Origin of the sequence: Bradyrhizobium glycinis (genome assembly GCF_016031655.1) — a bacterium.
GTDB classification, from domain to species: domain Bacteria; phylum Pseudomonadota; class Alphaproteobacteria; order Rhizobiales; family Xanthobacteraceae; genus Bradyrhizobium; species Bradyrhizobium glycinis.
Genome location: NZ_JACCHQ010000001.1, coordinates 417,861 through 437,384 on the forward strand (window position 1 = coordinate 417,861; position 19,524 = coordinate 437,384).

The 19,524-nt window shown below is 64.6% G+C and carries 17 protein-coding genes; 9 read left to right on the top strand and 8 right to left on the bottom strand.

Features of this window, described 5'->3' with window-relative positions; all coding sequences use genetic code 11:
• From HZZ16_RS01940 to HZZ16_RS01960, 5 genes are all read right to left on the bottom strand, one after another.
• Complete coding sequence (locus HZZ16_RS01940) at positions 1-1,011, bottom strand: branched-chain amino acid ABC transporter permease (protein ID WP_197946814.1); 1,011 nt, start codon at positions 1,009-1,011, stop codon at positions 1-3.
• 539 nt (positions 1,012-1,550) lie between these two features.
• On the bottom strand, positions 1,551-2,378 hold the full coding sequence (locus HZZ16_RS01945) for a helix-turn-helix domain-containing protein (RefSeq protein ID WP_197946815.1): 828 nt from the start codon (positions 2,376-2,378) through the stop codon (positions 1,551-1,553).
• Between the two features lie 125 nt (positions 2,379-2,503).
• A complete protein-coding gene (locus HZZ16_RS01950) occupies positions 2,504-3,754 on the bottom strand; it encodes an ABC transporter substrate-binding protein (RefSeq protein ID WP_197946816.1) in 1,251 nt (416 codons plus the stop codon).
• Positions 3,755-3,952: 198 nt separating this feature from the next.
• On the bottom strand, positions 3,953-4,948 hold the full coding sequence (locus HZZ16_RS01955) for an alpha/beta hydrolase (RefSeq protein ID WP_197946817.1): 996 nt from the start codon (positions 4,946-4,948) through the stop codon (positions 3,953-3,955).
• A gap of 13 nt (positions 4,949-4,961) precedes the next feature.
• Positions 4,962-5,897: an MBL fold metallo-hydrolase gene (locus HZZ16_RS01960; RefSeq protein WP_197946818.1), complete on the bottom strand. Its 936-nt coding sequence runs from the start codon at positions 5,895-5,897 to the stop codon at positions 4,962-4,964.
• Between the two features lie 228 nt (positions 5,898-6,125).
• On the opposite strand from HZZ16_RS01960, the gene HZZ16_RS01965 reads away from it, so the two are divergent.
• From HZZ16_RS01965 to HZZ16_RS02005, 9 genes are all read left to right on the top strand, one after another.
• Entirely contained in the window at positions 6,126-7,070 is a 945-nt protein-coding gene (locus HZZ16_RS01965) for a LysR family transcriptional regulator (RefSeq protein ID WP_197946819.1), read from the top strand.
• 309 nt (positions 7,071-7,379) lie between these two features.
• Positions 7,380-8,729: an ABC transporter substrate-binding protein gene (locus HZZ16_RS01970; RefSeq protein WP_197946820.1), complete on the top strand. Its 1,350-nt coding sequence runs from the start codon at positions 7,380-7,382 to the stop codon at positions 8,727-8,729.
• A 77-nt stretch (positions 8,730-8,806) separates the two neighbouring features.
• Positions 8,807-9,709 carry an ABC transporter permease gene (locus tag HZZ16_RS01975; RefSeq protein WP_197946821.1) on the top strand — a complete coding sequence of 301 codons (903 nt, stop codon included), beginning with the start codon at positions 8,807-8,809 and terminating at the stop codon, positions 9,707-9,709.
• On the top strand, positions 9,706-10,626 hold the full coding sequence (locus tag HZZ16_RS01980; protein WP_197946822.1) for an ABC transporter permease: 921 nt from the start codon (positions 9,706-9,708) through the stop codon (positions 10,624-10,626). The genes HZZ16_RS01975 and HZZ16_RS01980 overlap by 4 nt, the downstream gene beginning before the upstream one ends.
• 2 nt (positions 10,627-10,628) lie before the next feature.
• Entirely contained in the window at positions 10,629-11,735 is a 1,107-nt protein-coding gene (locus HZZ16_RS01985; RefSeq protein WP_197946823.1) for an ABC transporter ATP-binding protein, read from the top strand.
• Positions 11,736-11,756: 21 nt separating this feature from the next.
• Positions 11,757-12,248 carry a (2Fe-2S)-binding protein gene (locus HZZ16_RS01990; protein WP_197946824.1) on the top strand — a complete coding sequence of 164 codons (492 nt, stop codon included), beginning with the start codon at positions 11,757-11,759 and terminating at the stop codon, positions 12,246-12,248.
• 2 nt (positions 12,249-12,250) lie between these two features.
• A complete protein-coding gene (locus tag HZZ16_RS01995; protein WP_197946825.1) occupies positions 12,251-14,638 on the top strand; it encodes a xanthine dehydrogenase family protein molybdopterin-binding subunit in 2,388 nt (795 codons plus the stop codon).
• An 11-nt stretch (positions 14,639-14,649) separates the two neighbouring features.
• Positions 14,650-15,447, top strand: a complete 798-nt coding sequence (locus tag HZZ16_RS02000) for an FAD binding domain-containing protein (protein WP_197946826.1) — start codon at positions 14,650-14,652, stop codon at positions 15,445-15,447.
• A 17-nt stretch (positions 15,448-15,464) separates the two neighbouring features.
• Positions 15,465-16,937: an amidase gene (locus HZZ16_RS02005; protein WP_197946827.1), complete on the top strand. Its 1,473-nt coding sequence runs from the start codon at positions 15,465-15,467 to the stop codon at positions 16,935-16,937.
• 102 nt (positions 16,938-17,039) lie between these two features.
• Here HZZ16_RS02005 and HZZ16_RS02010 read toward each other — a convergent pair whose 3' ends face one another.
• From HZZ16_RS02010 to HZZ16_RS02020, 3 genes are all read right to left on the bottom strand, one after another.
• Positions 17,040-17,939 (bottom strand): LysR substrate-binding domain-containing protein, encoded by a 900-nt coding sequence (locus HZZ16_RS02010; RefSeq protein WP_197946828.1) that lies wholly within the window; start codon positions 17,937-17,939, stop codon positions 17,040-17,042.
• Between the two features lie 191 nt (positions 17,940-18,130).
• The gene (locus HZZ16_RS02015) at positions 18,131-18,967 is read right to left on the bottom strand and encodes an ABC transporter substrate-binding protein (RefSeq protein ID WP_197946829.1); all 837 of its coding nucleotides are present in this window, start codon (positions 18,965-18,967) and stop codon (positions 18,131-18,133) included.
• A gap of 71 nt (positions 18,968-19,038) precedes the next feature.
• Entirely contained in the window at positions 19,039-19,521 is a 483-nt protein-coding gene (locus HZZ16_RS02020; protein WP_197946830.1) for a MaoC family dehydratase, read from the bottom strand.
• Between the last annotated feature and the right edge of the window lie 3 nt (positions 19,522-19,524).

Here is a 19,524-nt window from a genome sequence, read left to right on the forward strand (position 1 = left end):
TCAGCGCCTCGCCAACAGGCCTTGCGGCCGGATCGCCAGCACCAGCACCATGATCAGGAAGGTCACGACGATGGCGTAAGTCGGGATGTAGACCGAGCCGAGCTGCTCGGCGAGGCCGATGATCAGCGCGCCGAGCGCGGCGCCCGGGATCGAACCCATGCCGCCCACGATCACGACGACGAGGGACGCCAGCAGGAAACGGATGTCTTCGCCGGGCGACAATGACTGGAAGGTGCCGCCGACCACGCCGGCGATGCCCGCAAGCCCCGCGCCGAAGGCGAACACGGCGACGAAGACGAGCTGGATGCGCACGCCGGTCGCGGCGAGAATATCGCGATCGTCGACGCCAGCGCGGATGATCATGCCGATCCTGGTGCGGTTGAGCGCGAGCCACATGGCGATGCCGATGACGACGGAGGCCACGAAGATCACGAGCCTGACCAGCGGATATCTGAGATAGACCGGCTCGCCCGAGGATTTGATCGCCGTCACCAGCGGCAGCTCGATGGGCCCGATCAGCCAGTTTGGGGTCTGGATCTGGTAGAAGTCCCCGCCGCAGGCCCACAGCATGAGATCGGCAAACACGATCGACAATCCGATCGTCACCATGGTCTGCCTGAGATCCTGGCCCTCCATCCGGCGGAACACGATCACCTGCAGCAGCACGCCGACGACAGCGGTCAGGACGAATGCCACGATGAAGCCGAGAATCCACGAGCCGGTCGATGTGCTGATGGCGTAACCGATATAGCCGCCGAACAGATAGAGCGAGCCGTGCGCGAGGTTGACGTTGCGCATCAGGCCGAAGATCAGCGTGAAGCCGCTGGCAACCAGGAAGTAGAGACCTCCGAGCGTGATGCCATTGAACACCGCGTTGAGGAAAACGCGCTTGCGGCCGATCGCCTCTTCCAGCCCCGGCGGCCACACCGCGAAGATCAGCCAGAGCGCGACCGCGATCGCGATGATCGCAATCAGCGCCCAGGCCGGATGGCGTTCGACGAAGCGGTTCATGGCTTCACCTCGCCCCGCTCGCGGCAGGGCAATCGCATATGGACATCACGGGGATTGTCCGCGGGTTTGCTCCGCCTCTCCCGCTTGCGGGAGAGGCCGACGCGCTCGCAGAGCGCGGCGGGTGAGGGCTCTCGCCGCGCAGGGAAATCTTCCGCAATCCTCAACAATCCCGACGCGGAAACACCCTCTCCCCAACCCTCCCCCGCAAGCGGGGGAGGGAGCCCAGTGCCGATGCCGCCGCACCGTGCGCACCATATGCGATTGCCCTGCCGCTTGTGGGGAGAGGTCGGCGCGTAGCGCCGGGTGAGAGGGATTCCCCGCGAGTCAAATTGCAACCGCGCTTGCGGAGACTCCTCCTCACCCCAACCCTCTCCCTGCAAGTGGGGCGAGGGGGCATGCAAGCCGTTGCCGGCTGCTGGCGCTGCCATGGACGAACGTCCTCCCTGGACTAGCGATCCTCTTTCGGGATCGCGTTGCTGGCATCCTAGCCAGGCAGCGAGGGCGACGTTTGATCGTGAGTATCTTTTCGTGGCCTGCGCTCAGGCGCGCAAAACCTTGGCGGCGCGACGATAATCGGTCGGGGCCATCCCGACATTGGCGGCGAAGAAACGCGTGAAACCGCTCTGCGAGGAGAAGCCGAGATCGAAGCCGATATCGGCGATCGGCGTCTCGCTCGCCACCAGCGCTTCGAGCGCCTGTTCCATGATCAGCGTGTTGAGATAGAGGTTCGGCGTGACGCCGGTCTGCACGCGGAAGAGCCGGTAGAAATGCGGTCGCGACAGGCCGGATTCACGCGCGATTGTGTCGAGCTCGATTTCAGCGCCGGGGCTCTCCGACATCATCTTGATGCACTTGCGCACGCGAAAGTCGGTGACGGCAACGCCTGCGCGCGGATCGCGCGCGATCTCGGCTTGCTGCCAGCTTTCGTCGTAGCAGATGTCGATCAGCCGCCTCAGCTCGGAATCGAGGCTGGAGAGCGATGGTGCGCCGCACACGAGCGCGGCGGTCCGCCTGATGTGCTTGTCGAGGGCAGGCGTACGCTTGAACTGGGTGCGGCCGAAGCGCAACCGGTCGGAGCCGGAGGCATCCGGTGCAAACCATTCGGCGTTGACGTAGAGCACGAAGAAGATGGCGCCGCCGTCGAGATCGGTCGGCAGGAAGTTGTGCGGTTCCCAGGGATTGACGGCGACGACCGACGTCTCGGTGAGATCGTAATGTCCGTCGGATACATCGATGCATGCCGGCATGCCGCCGACATGGAAGATCAGATGACCTTCCCGATGGGCGTGGATATTGAAAGGGCGGTTCAACTGATAAACCGTCGCCCGGCCGAAGCGGCCGTGGAAGACGGCGAGCGCACGGCTCATGCCTTCCCCTCCCGAATGTTCTTGTCTTTTCGGCCAGCGTTCAACAACGCCGCGGAGATTGCAAGAGGAGAGAGCGACCGCGTCAGCGAGTCGCTCCCCCGGTTGCGTCTGCCTGATGTGATGCGTCAGTACTTCTTACATTCCGGCACGGTGCGGCTCGGCAGCCCGATCTTGGAGAACACCGCCGGGTCATAGCCGAGCGTCTGGTTCACGTTCGGGATGACCTTCACGACCTTGCTGAACAGCGCGCCCTTGCCGTCGTCGACGACTTCAGTGACGAAGTTGGTGCCGATCGCCTGGCGGTTGGAGTCGAGCTTGATCTTGCCGTTCGGTGCGTCGAGCTCGATCTTCGCCAGTGCTTCCTTGTACTTGGCCTGGTTGTTGGAGAGATCGCCGTTGACCTGACGCAGTGCGAGGATCAGCGCCATGGTTGAATTGTAGTAGTTGGTGGCGAGCAGCGATGGGCTCGGGAAGCGCTTGTTGGGCGGGAAGGCGTCTTGATAGGCCTTCACGAACTTCTGCCAGCCCGGATCTTCCCAAGTGTCGGCCTGGCCGCTCGCCGCGATGGTTCCGATCAGCGCGTTCTTGGCGTTGCCCTTCGACGACAGGATGGTCTGGTCGATCATGATGGAACCGCCCATCAGATGCGCCTTGCCGCCGGCCTGCTGATACTGGTTGAGGAAGTTGACGGCATCGGCGCCGCCGAGCCCGAGATAGATGGCATCGACGTCGTCGGGCAGGGCGGCGATGACGGAGGCGAAGTCCTTCGTTCCCAGCGGCACCCATTGCCGGTTGGTGACCTGTCCGCCCATGCCGCAGAACTCGAGTACCAGCCCGAACACCTGGGTGTAGATGAAGGAATAGTCCTCGCCGACGGTCGCGATCTTGCGGTACTTCTTCTCCTCATAGGCGTATTTGCCGAGGCCGACCTGCCACTGCGCGCCGTCCATGTTGAAGCGGAAGAAGTTCGGAGCGGGGTCGACATAGGTCGTTTCCTGCGCACCGGATGCGGCATTGATGAACGTCAGTTCGGGATGGGTCTTGGCGAAATTCTTGACCGCGATGCCTTCGTCGCCGGAGAGCGGCGACAGCAGGATCTGCACCTTGTCCTGCTCGATCAGCTTGCGCACGGCGCGCACGGCGGAGTCCGGCGTTGCATCGGTCGAAGCGACGATGAATTCGAGTTCCTTGTCGCCGATCTTCTTGCCCAGCACGTTGAGCGCGGTCTGATGGCCGCGCATGCCGTCCTCGCCGAGCACCGTGTAGGTGCCCTCGAGGGTTGCGGTGACGCCCACCTTGATCTTTTCCTGGGCGATCGCCGCGCCCGAAAGAAACAGGCTGCTCAACGCGAGCAGTCCGATGCTGCATTTCGACATGTGCTCCTCCCCTGTGTCATCGCTTGTTGCCGCGACGAACCGTGCGATGCCCGTGGCTCTCGAAGCCCGCGGCTTTGGAGGAAAGCTAGCCGAAGTCGCATGCGCTGCACCCATCGCGGCCTCGCTCGGCTTGACTGGCAGTCTCATTTTTGAATGTTGCGGCGCGAGTAATTTTCGCGGTGCAGCAGGGCGCCCGCGCTAGCCGTAATCTTCGGCGAGAAACTGATTGATCGCGTCGAACGCCTGCGGACGGTTCTTCTCCAGCAGCACCATGTGCGTGCCTTCGCGGATCTCGACCCATCGCCGGTACGGCGCATGCTTCAGCGAAAGGAATAAGTCCTGCGCCGAGGCGATGGGCACGTCCTGATCCCATTCCGCGTGGACCAGGAGCACGGGCACGCGAATGTCGCCGGCATCATACAGCGTCTTGCCGGCGGCCCAGTATTCGCGAATGTCCAGGATCGGGCCGTTGACCGCTCGCATGACGGCAGGCGCCTGCGCGCTGCCCTGCGGGTCGGTTGCGAGCGAGATGTTGGCCCAGAGCTCGAAGCCGCCTGCCGGGATCAAGCTCGATCGTGCCGCTTCCGGCGCAGCAGAAAGCCAGCGCGTCCTGAAGTCCAGCACTGGAACCTTGCGATAGCCGCCGAGGCGCCCGCCTGCATCGATCGGGGCCGGACCCTGCAGCAACCAGAGCGGCGCGACCAGCGCGAGTTTGACGACCTTGTCGTTGTTGCCCGCGGTGTAAGCGCCGGCCACCGAGCCGCCCCAGGACATGGCAACCAGATTGAGACGCGCGATCTTGCGTAGCTTCAGGATGTGCGCGACGGCGCTGGCGAGGTCGCGAACGCCGGTCTCGGTGCGCACGAGTGGTTCGGACTGCTCCGGGGGCGCGTCCATCTCGGGCGGGCGGGTCGATTGGCCATAGCCGCGCACGTCGAGCGCGAAGACGTCGTACCCATGGCCGGCGAGATAATCCATGAACGAGACGCCGCCGAGCGGCGGATCGAACAGGCTTTCCGATGAATAGGTCGCGCCGTGCATCATCAGGATGGTTCGCTCGGCGGAGAAGGTCTCGAGCGCCGCGGGTCGCTTGTTGCGTAAGTGAAGCGAAATCCCGGCCGTGTCGCTCGGAATCATGAGATCCTCGACCACGATCTCGGACCTGTCGGCGCGCGCGCTGGCGTGCTGGTTCATGATCGTTCTCCGTTCAGATGAATTGCCAGGTAAAGCGTCCTCCGGTGCGGCTGACGCGGCCGACCGATGACTGTGCGAAATGGGTGGTGAAGATGGTTGCGCCCCGCTCGGCAGCGTCCTCCAGCACGAAGCCGCGCGAGCGCAACGCGGCTTCCGGGAATTCGCAGAAGCAGGAATTGAGCGAAGGCTCATAGACCTGGAGCGGGTGGTGCATCACGTCTCCGGCGAAGAGCGCCTCCTCGCCACGCGAGACGAGCCGGATGGAGGCGTGATCGACGCTGTGGCCGGGCGTCGGAATGAAGGAGATGCCCTCGATAGCCTCGTTTCCGTCCACCGCGATGAGCCTGGCAAGCCCGGCCTCGATCACCGGCCGGACGCTATCGTCATAGACGCGGTCGGCCGGCTTGCGCAGTGCGGGGCCGAGGGCCGGGGCAGGGCGGGCCGCTCCGCTCGGCTCTGTGCCCGTCGCGAGGCTCTCGCCATAGGCCTGCTCGATCGCGGAGAAGATGTAGGTCGCATTCGGGAAGGTCGGGACCCAGCGGTCGTCGACGAGGCGGGTGTTCCAGCCGACGTGATCGGCATGCACGTGGGTGAGCAGCACGTAATCGACCTGCTCCGGCGTCACACCCGCTGCCGCCAGCCGCGCCAGGAACGGCTCGTTGAGCCGGTGCAGCGGCGGAATCTCCGGCCGGTTCTTGTCATTGCCGGTGGCCGTGTCGATCAGGATCGTGTGGTGCGGCGTCCTGACCAGCCAGCTGTGAATGCTTTGGATGAAGGTCCCGGTCGCAGCATCGAACGAGCCCGCCTCCAGGCGGTCGCGATGGCGCTCCAGCGCCTGCGGCTCGCTTCCCGGGTAGAGCGCGTCGAACTTGAATGCGGCAAGCCGCAACTCGTCGATCCGCGTGATGGATGCTTCGCCGACGTGATAGGTTTTGGCCGATTGAATCATCAAGATCTCCTCCACTGGGCGCGGCTGAGGGGTGACAGCCCGCGCTGCGGTCACCGTGAGGTACGAAGCGCGCCGTGCCTTCGGGAGAGCCGCGGGCTCGATAGGTCCCATCGACATTGTCGATATCGGAAGGCACCCTCGCCCAGCTTTTCACGCGGCCGTTTTGGCCCTAACCCTCGTATCGGGGCTCACCGGAGTCGCGATGTGCCCTAAACGGAGGTGGCACCGATGCAGGATGCGGAACACGGTCGGGGTCGGCCGGCCGACGATAACGATCTCGCCGAGATCGACCTCGGTCTGTTGCTGGCTCTGGAGGCTCTCCTGCGTGAGCGGAACGTGACGCGCGCGGCCTCCCGGCTCAATATCGGGCAGCCTGCGCTCTCAGCGCGGCTGAACCGGCTGCGGCAGATCTTTTCCGATCCGCTATTCGTGCCCGCGGCGAGCGGGCGCGGTGTGGTGCCGACGACGCGGGCGGTGGAGCTGCAGACGGAGCTTGCGGATGTGCTTGGCAAGCTCCGTCGCATGGTGGAGGGGCCGGCTGTGTTCGACCCCGCCCGCAGCCAGCGCACCTTCGTCGTCGCCATCCACGAGAATCCGGCCGTGACACTGGCGCCCGGCCTGGTCGCGCGCTTGACCGCGATGGCGGAGCGGGCGCGGCTCGCTCTCGTTCACCCCGCGCGCGATGTCGTGGATCAGCTCGAAAGGGGTGAGATCGACATCCTGGTGACGGGAGCCGACCGCGCGCATGGCGAGCTGATGCAGCGGCCGCTGTTCGAGGACGGCTTCCTGTCTGCACAGCGCAAAGGTCACCCCCGCGGCAACGGCCCGCTCGATCTCGACAGCTTCTGCGCGCTCGATCATCTGCTGATCTCCGCCGACGGCGGCGGCTTCTCGGGCCTCGTCGACGATGCGCTGGCGGCGCTCGGCCGCTCCCGGCGCGTCGCCGTCTCGATCCAGACCTATGCGCTGGCGCCGGTCATCCTTGCGCACAGTGACTGCATCTGCACTCTTCCGCGGCGTTTCCTGATCCGCTTCGCCCACGAGCTCGATCTCACCCTTCCTCCGCTCGATCTGCCGCCCGCTCGCATCGTCGCGCTGTGGCATCCGCGCAATCAGGAGGACAAGGGCCACGCTTGGCTTCGCGAGTGTCTATATCAGGCGGCTGCTGCTTGATCTTGGTTGCCCTCACGTGCGGACGAGCGGCGCTGTCAGGCGTGTCTCGCCTGTAAGTTTCGGGCGTGCCGAATTATTGAGTCCACGAAGTTTGCATTCGTCGCGCCCGGTATACCGCCTGCCGCCTTCCTAAGCTGCGTGCCGAGATGAAATGCAGAGAGATGGGTCATTAGTCGCGCTTATGTCGCGAATTTTTACTTCCAATTTTACTTCGCAAAATCCTGCCAATAGCCTCAAGCGCAACTGATCACATCCGCAGGGATCGCTGAAGGTCGTTGCGGCCGCTCATCGTAACCAACGAGGGTTGCCATGCTTGACAGGGATAAGGGGAATGCTGTTGCCGGCCACGCCGGAACGAAGCCGGGGGAAGCAAAAAAGCTGAGCCGCCGTACGCTGTTGAAGGGTGCCGCAGCAATTGCCGGCGCGGCCGCCGGGGCAGATGCGATCCGCGGATTCCCGACCATCTGGGCACAGGAGATCAAGGACATCGAGCTGCGCCATGTCGGCGTGTCCTATTCGGTGGTGAAGGCGATCGGCGACCAGGCCGCCAAGGACCTCGGCTTCAAGGTGACGATGCAGAACCTCGACACCTCCGCGTCCATCAACCGCTTCATAAGCCAGCCAAATACGGTCGACATCGCCGACCTCGAGGGCTGGCAGGCCAAGCTGGCGGCGAAGCGCGGCGTGATCCAGGGCATCGAGGTCAAGAAGATCAAGGAGTTCGACAACATCCTGCCGATCTTCACCAAGGGCGAGATCGACGGCCACAAGATCCCGCGCCAAGGCATCTCGCCCTATGAGGCCATGTACATCGCCAAGCCCGATGCGACCGACCTCAACGACGGCGTCACCGAATGGGCGACCTTTCTGCCGCAGGTCTACAACGCCGACTCGATCGGCTATCGCCCGGATCTCGTCGGCCATGAAGTGACCGAGTGGAAGGACCTGATCGATCCCAAGTTCAAGGGCAAGGCCGCCATCCTCGACGTGCCCGCCATCGGCATCATGGATGCCGCGCTCTGCTTCGAGAGCGCCGGGCTGATCAAGTACGGCAACAAGGGCAACATGACCAAGGAGGAGATCGACTTCACCTGCAACAAGCTGATCGAGCTGAAGAAGCAGGGCCAGTTCCGCGCGACCTGGACCACCTTCGATCAGTCGGTGCAGCTGATGGCGGCGGGCGAGGTGATCATCCAGTCGATGTGGTCGCCGGCGGTGGCCGCCGTCCGCGTCAAGGAAATTCCTTGCGTCTACGCCCCCGTCAACGTCAAGAACGGCAAGGAAGGCTATCGCGGCTGGTGCAACGGCATGGGCCTGATGAAGCATCTCTCCGGCAAGAAGCTGGACGCTGCCTACGAGTATCTCAACTGGTACCTCTCGGGCTGGCAGGGCGGCTTTGTCGCGCGCTACGGCTATTACAGCCCGGTGCCCTCGACCGCGAAGAAATTCCTCACCCCGGCGGAATGGGCGTTCTGGTACGAGGGCCAGCCCGCGCCCGAGGTGGTCAACGATCCCTATGGCGTTGCGATGGAGAAGGCCGGCACCAAGCGTGACGGCGGCTCGTTCCTCGACCGCGTCAAGAACATCTCCTGCTGGAATACGCTGATGGACGAGGCCGCCTACATGAACAAGCGCTGGAACGACTTCAAGGTGGCCTGAAACCTGCTTTCCCTGACGAAAGGCGCCGGCGCGGCGACGCGCCGGCGGACGAGATCGACGTCGAGGCATTCGCCGACATGCAGCCAATTCCAGCTCAAAGTCCAGCTCAAAGTCCAACGCCATCGCGATCCAATCTGGCCGGCTGGCTCTACGTCTCGCCGCTGGTCCTGGTGCTCGTGCCGTTCTTCGTGGCGCCGATCCTGGTGGTGCTGGCGGCGAGCTTCTTCGCCACCGACGGTTTCGGCGGCCTGACGCCGGGCTTCACATTGGCGAGCTACGTCGAGGTGCTGCACTCGGCGCTGACGTTGAAGCTGTATCTGGCGACGATCAAGTTCACGGTGCTGACCTGGATCTTCACCCTGATCATTGGCTTCTTCGTTGCCTATTTCCTGGTCTTTCACGTTCGCAACCAGTTGCTGGCGATCGGCCTGTTCCTGCTCTGCACGGTGCCGTTCTGGACCTCGAACATCATCCGGATGATCTCGTGGATCCCGCTGCTCGGCAAGGAAGGCCTGATCAACCAGGCGCTGCTCGCGCTCGGTGTGATCCGGCAGCCGCTGGAGGTACTCCTGTTCTCAGATCTTGCGGTAGTCATCGCCTATGTCCACCAGCTCACGATCTTCATGATCGTGCCGATCTTCAATTCCATGGCGCGGATCGACAAGAAGCTGATCGAGGCCGCAATCGATGCCGGCGCCAGCCGTTTCGACATCATGCGCCTGATCGTGGTGCCGATGTCCAAGAGCGGCATCGCGCTCGGCACCATCTTCGTGGTCTCGATCGTCATGGGCGATTTCTTTGTGGTCAAGGTGATGTCCGGCGGCGGTTCCGCCTCGGTGGTCAGCGCCTTCTACGAGGACGTCGGCGTGCTGCAATATCCGACCGCCGCGGCGAGCGCCGTGCTGCTGACGCTGGTGCTGGTTGCGATCGTCTCGCTGATCCTGCGCACGGTCGATATCAGGCAGGAGATCACGCGATGAGCGCGGTTCTCGCCGATATGTCCAAGACCGAAAGGGCCAAGACCGAAACGTCCAAGACGATTGCTCCTGCAACCAGCAAGGCGATCGCGCCGAGCAAGGGTGGGCGGCCCTGGACGTTCTATGTGCTGGCGGCGCTGTTCGTGGCTTACGTGCTCGCGCTCTACGGCCCGATGTTCTGCATCTACATCCTGTCGTTCCAAGACATCCGCGGCGGCCTCGTTTTCCCGATGAAGGGCCATTCGCTGCACTGGTTCGTCGATCTCTTCACCCAGGTGCGCACCGGCGACGTCAAGGGCTCGTTCGACCGCTCCATCAAGCTCGCCGTGATCGTCACCATCATTACGGTGGTGGTGTCGTTCCTCGCAGGGCTCGGCTTCCGCCGCCGCTTTCGCGGCGACACGATCGTCTTCTACATGATGATCGGCAGCCTCGTCGCGCCCGGCCTCGTGCTCGGCCTCGGTACTGGCCTGTTGTTTCAGGCGCTCGGGCTGAATGCCAGCTGGTACACCTCGGCGCTCGGCGCGCAGCTGTCCTGGACGCTGCCGTTCGGCGTGCTCGTGATGTTCGCGGTGATGTCGCGCTTCAATCATGCCTGGGAGGAGGCGGCTTACGATCTCGGCGCAAGCCGCTGGCAATCAATTTGGTTGGTGATGATCCCGGTCCTGGCCCCCGGCCTCATCGCGGTGGCGCTGTTCGGCTTCACGCTGTCCTATGACGAGTTCGCCCGCAGCCTCCAGACCGCGGGCTCGCTGAACACCCTGCCGCTGGAAATCTGGAGCATGACGCTGAACGTCACCTCGCCCTCGCTCTACGCGCTCGGCACGGTGACCACCATCGTCTCTTTCATTGTGATCGGTGCCAGCCTCGGCACCATCGTGCTGATCCAGAAGAAGCGCGGCAGCCGGGCAAAGAGATAGGAATGAAGAACGATCGCGGCGATATCGAATTGGCAGGCGTCTGCAAGAGCTTTGACGGCGTCACGAACGTCGTTGACGGCGTCAATCTCGAGATCGCCGATGGCGCCTATTGCTGCTTCATCGGCCCCTCCGGCTGCGGCAAGACCACGATATTGCGCATGATCGCCGGGCATGAGGACCCGACGGCGGGCGAGATCGTGATCGGTGGGCAGAACGTCGTCGGGCTCGCGCCGGTGCAGCGCCGCACCGCGATGATGTTCCAGTCCTACGCGTTGTTTCCGCATCTGACGGTCCGAGAGAACATCGCCTTTGCGCTGCGCGTGCGCGGCCAGTCCAAGGCGGATCGTTTGCGCGCCGCGGATGCCATGATCGAAAAGGTCCGGCTGACGAGCTTCGCCGACCGCCTGCCGGCCCAGCTTTCCGGCGGCCAGCAGCAGCGCGTGGCGCTGGCGCGCGCGGCGATCACCGAGCCGCGCGTGCTCTTGCTCGACGAGCCGCTGTCGGCGCTCGACGAGCAGCTCCGGGTCCAGATGCGCCAGGAGCTCAGGCGGATGCAGCAGGAGCTCGGCATCACCTTCATTCACGTCACCCACACCCAGCTCGAGGCGATCGCGCTTGCGGATCTCGTCGTGGTGATGGAGCAGGGCAGGATCAAGCAGGCCGGGCCGGCACGCGAGGTCTACGCCCATCCGCGCGACCGCTATGTCGCCGAGTTCATGGGCGGCCAGAACGTGCTGTCGGGCAGGGTGGAGAAGGTGAACGGTGCGAGCTTCACGCTCGCGCAGGCCGCGCCTGATGGCATCGAGGTGCCGCTTCAGGCCCGCCCGACCGTCAGCGTCGGCGACAAGGTCGATATCGCGGTGCGACGCGACGACGTCGCGCTGGTGCGGCCCGGCAAGGAGCTGCCGCCGGGCTGCACCACGTCGCTGCCGAGCCGCGTGCTGGCGATCGAATACCAGGGCTATTTCGTCAAGGTCATGCTGGATACCGTGCCGGACGACGAATTCGTCGCCTATGTGCCGGAAAAGGCCTTCTTCGCGGATCCCTTCACCGTCGGCGACGTCGTGATGGCCACATGGGCCACCGGCAGCGCACTTCCACTCGCCTAAAGACCCGCCGCGCACAGGAGCATGACCGTGCAGATATCCTTCACCCTCAACCGACGGCCAACCACTGTCGAGGTCGAGCCGGCAACGCTCGTCGCCGAGCTCTTGCGCGAGCAGCTCCATCTCACGGGGACCCATATCGGGTGCGACACCAGCCAGTGCGGTGCCTGTGTCGTGCATCTGAACGGCCTGCCGGTGAAGAGCTGCACGCTGCTCGCGCCCGCGCTCGACGGTGCGACCTTACTCACGATCGAGGGCCTGACAGGCGCACCCGGCTCGAACCAGATGCATCCGATGCAGGAGGCCTTCCGCGAGCACCACGGGCTGCAGTGCGGCTTCTGCACGCCCGGCATGCTGATGACAGCGGTCGCGCTTGCGACCGAAAAGCCGGACCTGACGGAGGCCGATGTCCGTCATGGCCTAGAAGGCAATATCTGCCGCTGCACCGGCTACCAGAACATCGTCATCTCGGTCATGGCCGGCGCTGCCGCCATGCACGCCGCCAAGGGAGAGTGACCATGGGCAATGTGATCGGCATCGGCGCCGCACCGAAACGGAAAGAGGACCAACGTTTCCTCACCGGCCGTGGCAATTACGTCTCCGACATCAAGCGCCCCGGCATGGCCGCCGGCGTGTTCGTGCGCTCGCCGCACGGCCATGCGGTGCTGCGCGGCATCGACAAGAGCGATGCGCTGGCGTCGCCCGGCGTTATCGCGGTCTTGACCGGGGACGATGTCGCCGATGATGGATTGGGGTCGCTGCCCTGCGGCTGGGGCATCACCGACGCCAAGGGCATGCCGATGAAGGAGCCGCCGTTCCCGATGCTGGCGCAGGACAAGGTGCGGTTCGTCGGCGACATGGTGGCCTTCGTCATCGCAGAAACTCCGGAGCAGGCCAATGCGGCGGCCGACCTGCTGAAGATCGACTACAAGGTGCTGCCCTCCGTGGTCGGTGTGCTGGAAGCCGTCAGACCCGACGCGCCGCAATTGTTCGAGGACGTGCCGAATAACATTTGCTGCGACTGGGAGCTCGGCGACAAGGCCGCGGTCGAAACTGCATTCAAGAAGGCGGCGCATGTCGCCAGGCTCAGCCTCGTCAACAACCGCCTGATCGGCAACCCGATGGAGCCGCGCGCGGCCATCGCCGAATACGAGCCGGGCACCGACCGCTACACGCTGTGGACCACCAGCCAGTTCCCGCACGTCGTGCGCTTCCTGATGGGCGCGCTGGTGCTGAACATTCCCCAGCACAAGCTGCGCGTGGTCGCGCCCGATGTCGGCGGTGGCTTCGGTGTCAAACAGTTCCATTACGGCGAGGAAGCCGTGATCACCTGGGCCGCCAAGCGCGTGCGGCGGCCGGTGAAATGGGTGGCGAGCCGCTCAGAAGGCTATGTCTCCGATCGCCACGGTCGCGATCATGTCACAGAGGCCGAACTCGCGCTCGACGAGACCGGAAAATTCCTCGCCTTCCGCGTCAACACGCTGGCCAATATGGGCGGCTATCTCTCGACCTTCGGACCGAACATCCCGACCAATCTCTATGGGCCGCTGCTCGGCGGCGTCTACACCACGCCGGCGATCTACTGCAACGTGAAGGTGGTCTTCACCAACACCGTCCCGGTCGACGCCTATCGTGGCGCGGGCCGGCCTGAGGCGACCTTCGTACTGGAGCGCATCGTCGATGTCGCAGCCAGCGAGATGGGGATCGACCGCGTCGAGATCCGCCGCCGCAACATGATCCCGAAGGAGGCTTATCCGTATCAGACGCCGGTGCTGGTGCAGTACGATTCCGGCGATCCCATGGGCTGTCTCGACGGCGCGCTGGTCGCGGCCGACGTCAAGAATTTCGGCGCGCGCAAGGCGGCATCCGCCCGCAAAGGCAAGTTCCGCGGGCTCGGCTACTCCACCTATGTCGAGGCCTGCGGCCTTGCCCCGTCGCGCTTCGCAGGACGGTTAGGGGCGCGCGGCGGCCTCTATGAGAGCGCCACGGTGCGGGTGCATCCGACCGGCCAGGTCACGGTCATGATCGGCACGCACAATCACGGCCAGGGCCACGAGACCACCTTCGCGCAGATCGTCTCGGACAAGCTCGGCGTCGCGTTCGAGAATGTCGACATCGTGTTCGGCGATACCGATCGCGTCCAGTTCGGCATGGGCACCTATGGCTCGCGCTCGCTGGTCGTCGGCGGTGCCGCGCTCTCGAAGGCGACCGACAAGGTGATTGTCAAGGGCAAGAAGATCGCCGCGCATCTGCTCGAAGCGTCTGAAGCCGATATCCAATTCGAGGCCGGCAAGTTTTCCGTTGCCGGCACGGACCGCATCAAGACGTTCGAGGAGATCGCGGGCGCAGCTTACGTTCCGCACAATTATCCGCTCGAGGTGCTGGAGCCGGGGCTCGAGGAGCAGGCCTATTACGACCCCGTCAACTTCACCTATCCCGGCGGCTGCCATATCGCCGAGGTCGAGGTCGATCCCGAGACCGGCACAGTGACCTTGGTGAATTATACGGCGGTGGACGACGTCGGCACGGTCATCAACCCGATGATCGTCGAGGGTCAGCTGCACGGCGGCATCGTGCAGGGCGTCGGCCAGGCGCTGTTCGAGAACGCAGTCTATGACGAAGGCTCCGGCCAGTTGTTGTCGGGCTCGCTGATGGATTACTGCATGCCGCGCGCGGACCATCTGCCGATGATGAAGGTTGCGACCCACTCGACGCTATGCACGCACACGCCGATGGGCGTGAAAGGTTGCGGCGAGGTCGGCACCATCGGTTCGCCCGCCGCCGTCATCAATGCGGTGGTCGATGCGCTGTCGCATCTCGGCGTCACCCATGTCGACATGCCGGCGACTCCGAACCGGATCTGGCGCCTGCTGCAGAACGCGTCGCTGCCGGTCGCCGCGGAATAGGGAGGACAACAATGAAGCCATTTGCCTATCATCAGCCGGACCAGATTCCGGATGCGGCCAAGCTCCTGACCTCCATCGAGGACAGCAAGCTCGTTGCCGGCGGCATGACGCTGATCCCGACGCTGAAGCAGCGGCTGGCCAGTCCAACCGCGCTCGTCGATCTGTCGAAACTCGGGTCGCTGAAGGGCATCACAGACGACGCCGCGACGATCACGATTGGCGCGATGACGCCGCACGCGGTGGTCGCAGCGTCCAAGTTGATACAGACAAAGATCCCAGGGCTCGCAGCGCTCGCCTCGATGATCGGCGATCCCGCCGTGCGCAGTCGCGGCACCATAGGCGGTTCCGTTGCCAACAATGATCCGGCCGCGGATTATCCCGCGGGCGTACTCGGCCTGGGCGCCACCATTATCACCAGCAAGCGCGAGATCGCGGCCGACAAGTTCTTCCTCGGCCTGTTCGAGACCGCGCTTGAGCTTGGAGAGATCATCACCGCGATCCGCTTTCCCGTGCCGGTCAAAGCGGGGTATGCGAAGTTCAAGGCCCCTGCATCGCGTTACGCACTGGTCGGTGTGTTCGTCGCGAAATTTCCCGATGGCGTTCGCGTCGCAGTCACTGGCGCCGGGCCCGGCGTGTTCCGCGTGCCGCCGATGGAGGCAGCGCTGTCGGGTCATTTCGATCCGTCCGCGATCGCGGCGATCAAGATCGACACCGACGGCCTCGCCTCCGACATCCATGCCGAAGCCGACTACCGTGCGCATCTCGTTACGGTCATGGCCAAACGCGCCGTCGAAGCGGCGCTCAGCTAGCTCTCTTAGGGTTCATGATGACTGATGCTTCCGGCCGAACGGCCTTCCCGCCGGCGCCGACTGGCCTTGGCGCGCTCTCTGCAACCGAGATCGTAGCCGGTTATCGGCGCAAGGCATTCACGCCGCGCGATGTCGTCGACGACACCATCGCCGCACTGGAGGTGACAAACGAAGCCTGCAACGCAATCGTCACCCCGATGTACGTGCAGGCGAGGGCGGAGGCGGATCGTCTCACCAAGGAGATGCGCGCGGGCGAAGTCATGGGGCCGCTGGCCGGCGTGCCCGTCACGATCAAGGATCTGGTCTTTGTCGCAGGCGTGCCGGCCTATGCCGGCTCGCCCATGAATACGGCGTTCGTGCCCGAGGTCGATGCCGCCGTGGTTTCCGCGTTGAAAGCATCCGGCGCCATCATCACCTGCAAGACCACGACCTGCGAGTCCGGCTACAAGCTCACGGCGGACAGCCCGGTCACCGGCACCACGCGAAACCCCTGGAATCTCGGCCGCACCAGCGGCGGATCGAGCGGCGGCGCGGCGGCAGGCGTTGCGGCCGGCTGCGGCCCGATCGCGATCGGAACCGACGGCGTCGGCTCGATCCGCGTGCCGTCGTCGTTCTGCGGCGTCTTCGGCCTGAAGCCGACCTTCGGGCTCGTCCCACGCTCGCCCGGCTTCTCGCCGCCGTCCTGGGCCTCGCTCGCGCATACCGGGCCGATCACACGTACGGTGGCAGACGCTGCGCTGACGCTGGAGATCATCGCCGGCTACGATATGCGCGATGCCGCAAGCCTTCCCGTGCCATCCCGCCGCTTCGATACCGGCGCCGCAGCATTGAACGGCGTTCGCGTCGCCGCCAGCGTCGATCTCGGTTATGCCGCCGTCAGTCCCGACGTGACGGCCGCATTCGGCAAGGCGCTCGCCATTCTCGATTCCTGCGGTGCGCAGGTCACCATGGATGGCCCCGGTCTCGATCCCGGCATTCTGGAGCATACGCTGAAGCCGATCGCCTTCACCGAGCAGGCGGCGGCCGTCGCGGGCAGGACCACGGCCGATCTCGCCGGCTCCGAGGCCGCCTATCGCGATGTCGTCGGCATCGGCCGGCGCTACAGCGGCACGGACTACGTCGAGGCAGGCTATCGCCGCGGGCAGGCGCGCAACGCCTTTGTCAAACTGTTCGAGCGCGTCGATGCCCTGGTGACGCCGACTGTCGCGGTGACTGCGTTCGAGGCCGGCCAGATCGGCGTCGGCAAGATCGATGGGCGCGAGGTCGATCCGCATCTCGGCTGGTCGCCCTTCACTTGGCCGATCAATCTCGCCGGCCTTCCGGCGGCAACGCTGCCGTGCGGATTCGACCGCGACGGAATGCCGATCGGGCTTCAAATCGTCGCGCCATGGCTCGACGAGCCCACCATCTTCCGCATCGCCGCCGCGTTCGAAGCGGCACAACCCTGGGCGAAGTTCTGGCCGCAGCTGGCGCTGCGCCGGAAAGCGTGAGCTAGAGCATGATCCGGAAAAGTGTGTGGCGGTTTTCCGAGAAGATCATGCTCAAGCAATAACCTAAAGCGCGATGACGATTTATCCTAGTCTCATCGCACTTTAGGACAGCTCGATCGGCGCGCCGCGGCCGCTCAGCTCTTCATCGAGCCGCAGATAGTGCGCGAGATAATCGTGCAGCGCGGTCGCTGCTTTCGAGGTCGCGCCGCTCGACTTGTAGAGCAAGAGCTCGATCTTCGGCAGCGGCGGCAGCCCCTCTTTCGGCCCGATCTCGCGCATCGCCGGCACCAGCGCGCTGCGGCCGAGCACGGTGACGGCCATGCCGGCGAAGGCTGCGGCCTGTAGGCCGCCGACGCTTTCGCTGACGCAGGCAATGCGCCAGCGCAAATTCGCCCGCTCCAGCGTGTCGATGGCGTAGTCGCGATAGATGTTGCCGGGCGGCAGGAGCGCCAGCGGAATTGGACGCTCCTGATGCGCGGCGGACTGCTCGCCGGTCATCCACACCAGTTGCTCGCGCCGCACCACCTGGCCGCCGGTGAAATCATTCATACGGGTGACGAGCGCGATGTCGACATCGCCGCGCTTGACGAGGCCGACCAGCGGCGTCGACAGCGCGCAGTTGAGCTCGACCTGCACGCGCGGAAAGGATTTTCGGAACACGCTGAGGATCGACGGCAGCATGAACGCCGCATAGAGGTCGGGCGTGCCGAGCACGACCTGGCCCTCGATCTCCTGCGACGCCAATTGCGAGATCAGCTCGTCATGCAACCGCAGGATGGACTTGGCGTAGGTGAGAACGGTGGTGCCGTCATCGGTCAGCGTCAGCCTGCGGCCGCCATGCTCGAACAATTGCTTGCCGGTGAGCTCCTCCAATCGCTGCAATTGCAGCGTGATCGCCGGCTGGGTGCGGCCCAGCCGGCGCGCGGTCTCGGTGATGCTGCCGGTCTCCACCACCGAGATCAGCGACCGGAGCATGCGGATGTCGAGGCTGATGAGGTTCATGCGGCGTCCATGTCGCCCAGATTTTATGCAAGTTCCGTGCTACTGGCCGCCGAGCGGCAGTGCCCGGCCCTGCGATCTGAACGCGCATCCCGGTTGGAGCCCACATGTGTGCACCTGGTCCCGCTCTAGTCCCCCGTAAGTATGTGATAAATCCCTGGAATACCCGATGCTATCAAGGCGATGCAGCCCTGTCAGTTCGTCGGCCCATCCCCGCGGATCGCGAATGTCGTCGCCTTGAGCCTGGTCATGCCGAACTTGTCGAACAGCTTGTCATAGGTGCCGTCGGCGCGGATCGCGGTGAGGGCATCGGCCACCGCCTGGGCGAGCTGCTTGTCGCGGAAGGCGAAGGTGATGTCGGTGCCGGCGATATCGCGGACCCAGATCTTGGCGATCCCCTTCTGTTCGAGCGAGTTGGCGGTCTCGTTGATGTTGAGCGCGGCCTCGAGCTGACCGGCGCGCAGCGCCGCGGAGGTGGCGGTGACGGTGGTGAAGGTGCGCAGCTCGACCGGCTTGAGGCCCTTGGCTTCCATCGCCGTGCTGAACTCGCGCGCCTTGCGCTCGGTGTAGGTCGCAGATTCCACGCCGACCACGCGGCCGGCGAGGTCCTCGAACTTCTCCAGCTTCAGGCTGGAGGAGGGGTCGGTGTAGATGCTGATCGCCTGCTGCGCGTAAGGCACGAGGTACATCATCTTCGAGCGTTCCTCGGTCCAGAACAGGCCGGTGTTGATGGCATCGAACCGGCCGGAGCGCAGCGCCGGGATCATCGGCGGGAAGTCCATGCGCAGGAACACCGCCTCGACGCAGATGCGCTTGGCGATCTCGCGGGCGAGCTCGACGTTGAGGCCCTGCAGCTCGCCCTTGTCGTCGACGAATTGCTGCGGCGGCAGCGTCGGGTTGATCGACATCTGCCATTTTGGCGGCTCGATCAGGCTGGAGGCCGGCACTTTCGGCGTGCAGGTCTGGGCACCGGCGGCCTGCGTCAGGCCGGCCAGAACGGCGAGGGCGGAGAAGGTTTTGGGAAATCGCATCCGAATACTCCGATCAAAATCGTGGGTGGCAGAGGAGCCGTTCTCCGGTCCAAGTCTTCTTCATTGTCTCGTCATGTGGCCGCCGCAGCACCGGCTTGCCGGGTCAGGATCAGCGAGATGTGGCGCGCTGCGGTCACCACCTCGTCGCGCTGGTTGAGGAGGTCGAGCGTCTCGACGACAATGCCGCGCGCGGGGTTTTTGGTCGGCCGCTTCTCGACGAAGCGGAAGCGGACGCGCAAGCTGTCGCCGGCGACGATGGGGCCCTTGAACTTCACCTCGTCCCAGCCGAGCGAGGCGACCGAGGTCTCCTCATACAGCTTCAGCTCCGACTTCAGCCCCTCCATCAGCGACAGGCCGTACAGCCCGTGGCCGATCACCGCAGGAAAGCCGCGGGAGCGCGCATAGGTGCCATCGACATGGAGCGGATGATGGTCGCGCGTGACGTCGGCGAAGGCCGCGATATCGGCCTCCGTCACGGTGTGCACGGCGGTCTCGAACTCCGCGCCGAGCGCGATGTCCTCGAAGCGGAGATTGATCGGGGTGCTCGTGTCCATGTT

Excerpts from the sequence above, each read along its gene's own strand:
- HZZ16_RS01965 (WP_197946819.1), top strand. The coding sequence starts at position 6,126 with ATGCAGGATGCGGAACACGGTCGGGGTCGGCCGGCCGACGATAACGAT.
- HZZ16_RS01980 (WP_197946822.1), top strand. The coding sequence starts at position 9,706 with ATGAGCGCGGTTCTCGCCGATATGTCCAAGACCGAAAGGGCCAAGACC.
- HZZ16_RS01990 (WP_197946824.1), top strand. The coding sequence starts at position 11,757 with ATGACCGTGCAGATATCCTTCACCCTCAACCGACGGCCAACCACTGTC.
- HZZ16_RS02010 (WP_197946828.1), bottom strand. The coding sequence starts at position 17,939 with ATGAACCTCATCAGCCTCGACATCCGCATGCTCCGGTCGCTGATCTCG.
- HZZ16_RS02020 (WP_197946830.1), bottom strand. The coding sequence starts at position 19,521 with ATGGACACGAGCACCCCGATCAATCTCCGCTTCGAGGACATCGCGCTC.
- HZZ16_RS01940 (WP_197946814.1), bottom strand. The coding sequence starts at position 1,011 with ATGAACCGCTTCGTCGAACGCCATCCGGCCTGGGCGCTGATTGCGATC.
- HZZ16_RS01985 (WP_197946823.1), top strand. The coding sequence starts at position 10,629 with ATGAAGAACGATCGCGGCGATATCGAATTGGCAGGCGTCTGCAAGAGC.
- HZZ16_RS01945 (WP_197946815.1), bottom strand. The coding sequence starts at position 2,378 with ATGAGCCGTGCGCTCGCCGTCTTCCACGGCCGCTTCGGCCGGGCGACG.
- HZZ16_RS01975 (WP_197946821.1), top strand. The coding sequence starts at position 8,807 with ATGCAGCCAATTCCAGCTCAAAGTCCAGCTCAAAGTCCAACGCCATCG.
- HZZ16_RS01960 (WP_197946818.1), bottom strand. The coding sequence starts at position 5,897 with ATGATTCAATCGGCCAAAACCTATCACGTCGGCGAAGCATCCATCACG.
- HZZ16_RS02000 (WP_197946826.1), top strand. The coding sequence starts at position 14,650 with ATGAAGCCATTTGCCTATCATCAGCCGGACCAGATTCCGGATGCGGCC.
- HZZ16_RS01950 (WP_197946816.1), bottom strand. The coding sequence starts at position 3,754 with ATGTCGAAATGCAGCATCGGACTGCTCGCGTTGAGCAGCCTGTTTCTT.
- HZZ16_RS01970 (WP_197946820.1), top strand. The coding sequence starts at position 7,380 with ATGCTTGACAGGGATAAGGGGAATGCTGTTGCCGGCCACGCCGGAACG.
- HZZ16_RS01995 (WP_197946825.1), top strand. The coding sequence starts at position 12,251 with ATGGGCAATGTGATCGGCATCGGCGCCGCACCGAAACGGAAAGAGGAC.
- HZZ16_RS01955 (WP_197946817.1), bottom strand. The coding sequence starts at position 4,948 with ATGAACCAGCACGCCAGCGCGCGCGCCGACAGGTCCGAGATCGTGGTC.
- HZZ16_RS02015 (WP_197946829.1), bottom strand. The coding sequence starts at position 18,967 with ATGCGATTTCCCAAAACCTTCTCCGCCCTCGCCGTTCTGGCCGGCCTG.
- HZZ16_RS02005 (WP_197946827.1), top strand. The coding sequence starts at position 15,465 with ATGACTGATGCTTCCGGCCGAACGGCCTTCCCGCCGGCGCCGACTGGC.